The organism is Streptomyces sp. NPDC054765 (genome assembly GCF_053612065.1).
This window is the reverse complement of the sequence record NZ_JBSHBP010000055.1, coordinates 48,624-51,672: the sequence shown is the minus strand read 5'-3', so window position 1 is coordinate 51,672 and position 3,049 is coordinate 48,624. Positions and strand designations below refer to the sequence as shown.

The following is a 3,049-nucleotide window of genomic DNA, read 5'->3' as shown; positions in this document are numbered from 1 at the left end:
GAGCCGCCGCCGCCAACCGGCCGGTTGTGTGCGGTGTGGCGGGGTCAGTCGCCGTTCGCGAGGACCTTGAGACGGGTGTACGTCCCGTTGAAGCGGTTGCGGTCGCCCACCGTGTGACCGGAGGAGGTGTGCTGCCAGATGCTGTGGTAGCGCCAGCCTGCGGGCAGCTTGCCCACCGAGGAGCCGTAGCGCGGGATCCACAGCGGATTCGTCCTGCCGAACTTGCCGGAGTTGCCGGTGCACTGCTTCCACCAGTTGGTGGAGGTGTAGATGACCGGGTAGCGGCCGGTCTCGTCCCGGTAGGTCTCCACGAAGTCGCGGATCCAGCTGACCATCCCCTTGTGGCTCTTGCCGTAGCAGGTCGCACCGTAGGGGTTGTACTCCATGTCGAGCGCGCCGGGCAGCGTCCTGCCGTCCCGGGACCAGTCGCCCCCGTGGTCGGCGAAGTACTCCGCCTGGGATTCGCCGCTGGAGTGGTCGGGCAGCGCGAAGTGATACGCGCCATGGATCATGCCGGAGTTGTACGAGCCTCTGTACTGCTGCGTGAAGTACGGGTTCGTGTAGCTGTTCCCCTCGCTGGCCTTGACGTACGCGAAACGCACCCCGGACCTGCGCAGGGCCGACCAGCCGACCTTGCGGTTGTGGCTGGAGACATCGACGCCGGAGACGGCTCTTCTGTTCGACGCCCGCGGCTCGGAACCACCGGCCCGGTCGCCGCCCTCGTGGGCCACGATGGTGGAACCCATCCAGTCCTGTTCGGGGTGGGCGGGTCTCTTCCCGGCATCCGACGCCGTGGCGGAGCCGGGCAGCGCGAGGGGCAGAGCGAGCACGGAGAGAAGAGAAACAAGAGTTCCGGCCGCAATAGGGACTGTACGGCGGGCCGGACCGGATCTGCGCAAGGGCATCGCATGCCTCCGAAGGCCTTCGGTTGAGTCAGGTTCGGCAGCTTTTGAGCAGAATCCTGCCGATAAGAGACTTATACGCAGAACCGCCTGACTCTATGACCCAACAGGCCGTCAGTCCGCCGACCGGCCCCGCATCTCACCCGTCTGGCGGGCAGAAACGGTCACCCGCGCCCCCGGCGGGGCGGTGTGGTGCCGTACGACAGAGCGAAGCGGGCCCCGGCGCTTGCCGGGACCCGCTCCACCGCGCAGCGGCGAACGCGCCATTCCGCCGCTTCGCAAGCTGCTCTGTGCCGAGCCTGCCGGCTCGCTTGTGTGGTCCGTCATACCCGTGGCCTCATCCGGCTGGGCCGGCTCCGAGGGCCGGCGACGGCTCTTCGGCTCCGTCGGCTCAGTAGGCCGAGTTGACGTTGTCGATCGAGCCGTAACGGGCGGCCGCGTAGTTGGCCGCGGCGGTGATGTTGGCGACCGGGTCGGTGAGCTTGTTCGCGGTGCCGGCCACGTGGTACTGGTCGAACGTGGGCTGGATCACCTGCAGCAGGCCCTTGGACGGGACGCCGTTGACGGCGTTGATGTCCCAGCCGTTGACGGCGTTGGGGTCACCGGCGGACTCCCGCATGATGTTGCGGTGCAGGCCCTGGTAGGAGCCCGGGATGCCCTTGGCCTTCATGATGTCCAGGGACTGGCGGATCCAGCCGTCCAGGTTGTTCGGGTAGCTCTTGACGGCCTTGCGCTCGGCGGAGCGGTTGGCGGCCTGCTGGGCGCTGTGCTGCTTGGCGACGGCGGTGACCTTGACGTGGTCGGCCACCGAGGCGGTCACGGCGCGGCCGGTCTTGGCGTCGTCCGCCTTGGCCGGCTGGCCCTTCGCATCGACGGGCTTGACCGCGGCCGGCGCGTGCTCAGAAGCCGCCTGAGCGGTGTCCGGCGCGGAGGTGAGGGCCAGGCCCGAGGTGGCACCCGCGGCGGCCAGAACGGCTACGGCAATCTTGTGGGTGCGGGTAATGCGGGTAATACGGGCAGCGCGGGGCAGGGTGAAGCTGGGCATGCAGATTGACCTCTTCCAGGTACTGGGGACGGGGAGGCGGCCTTTTGGCGGCGCGTTCCGCACTGGAGGTCTTTGCTGCGATCGCCTTGGGGCGTGAGTCGCAAGCTCGCTCTCGGTGCGTCGGAATCCATGGTTAACGCCGGTCCCGAATCGAGGCAATGTTGCTCGGTACTACTCATCTTCGTGAGATAAACCCGGATCCCTGAAGTGATAAGCGATTCTGGCGGCGTTGGCCCGGAATGGCGGCATAGGCATCGACTAGGCAGGCTCGTAAGTGACGTACATCGCGTGCCCCGAGTCACCTGTCAGCGGCCTCAAAGGCCCTTCGGCCGGGGTGCATAAGTTGTGTGGCTCACACCGGAATTACCGCTCTGCGGCACCATTCCGGGCATGGATGGCGGCCGGAATATTGGTTCTGCCGCCCCGGCGGAGAGGGCCGGGAATCCCCAAATGTGGTGCGGGGCACGGTGTCCGGGGCCGAATGGGGCAGTAATTGTGCCCTGATTCACGTCCGGCGCGGGGGCCGGTCTCGCGGGTGCCCGGCGCAGCGGAAGGGGGCGTGCCGGATGGGCCGTTGGTGAGTCCCCGGTACAGCGATACGGCGGTGCTGCTGGTCCGTTCGCAGCAGCGTCCGGAGCTGTCGCATGACTGCGGGCCCTTCGCTCCCCGAAGGTGACACCGCACACCGTCATCACTCACCGTTGGGACATGCTCATGATCCGTCGTCTTGCCGTCGTTCTCACCGCTCTTCTCGCCACCGGCGTCCTCACGACGGGCGCCGCCGTCGCGACGCCGGCCGATGGCCCTCACCGGCACGGCCGGCACCACCACCAGCAGCACGACCTCACGCCGAGGGAACGGGCGGGACTTCGCATCGCCGGTGAGGTGCTCGACACGCTCTTCGGCGGTGGCCCGGCGCGCCGCGACCGCTTCTGACGCGCGGAGCCGGGCGCCGGTGTCCGGCGCGAGCGGCGACGTCCGGCGCCGGTGCCGGTGCCGAGCGGTCATGGCAACAGCACAATGGCCCCCCCCCACATGCGGGCACCGGCACAATATAAGCAAATCCCGGGGGGCCCGGTCGGGCCCCCGAAAAATAAAAGAA

3 protein-coding genes are annotated in these 3,049 nt (G+C 68.0%); 1 reads left to right on the top strand and 2 read right to left on the bottom strand.

Annotated features, from left to right (window positions below):
* Positions 1-44: 44 nt before the first annotated feature.
* Positions 45-905 carry a lysozyme gene (locus ACWGJY_RS28420; RefSeq protein WP_453263713.1) on the bottom strand — a complete coding sequence of 287 codons (861 nt, stop codon included), beginning with the start codon at positions 903-905 and terminating at the stop codon, positions 45-47.
* 388 nt (positions 906-1,293) lie between these two features.
* Complete coding sequence (locus tag ACWGJY_RS28415; protein WP_453263712.1) at positions 1,294-1,947, bottom strand: transglycosylase SLT domain-containing protein; 654 nt, start codon at positions 1,945-1,947, stop codon at positions 1,294-1,296.
* A 708-nt stretch (positions 1,948-2,655) separates the two neighbouring features.
* Between ACWGJY_RS28415 and ACWGJY_RS28410 the strand changes: the two genes are divergently transcribed.
* The gene (locus ACWGJY_RS28410) at positions 2,656-2,883 is read left to right on the top strand and encodes a hypothetical protein (RefSeq protein WP_453263711.1); all 228 of its coding nucleotides are present in this window, start codon (positions 2,656-2,658) and stop codon (positions 2,881-2,883) included.
* The last annotated feature ends 166 nt before the right edge of the window (positions 2,884-3,049 follow it).

Excerpts from the sequence above, each read along its gene's own strand:
- ACWGJY_RS28420 (WP_453263713.1), bottom strand. The coding sequence starts at position 905 with ATGCCCTTGCGCAGATCCGGTCCGGCCCGCCGTACAGTCCCTATTGCG.
- ACWGJY_RS28415 (WP_453263712.1), bottom strand. The coding sequence starts at position 1,947 with ATGCCCAGCTTCACCCTGCCCCGCGCTGCCCGTATTACCCGCATTACC.
- ACWGJY_RS28410 (WP_453263711.1), top strand. The coding sequence starts at position 2,656 with ATGCTCATGATCCGTCGTCTTGCCGTCGTTCTCACCGCTCTTCTCGCC.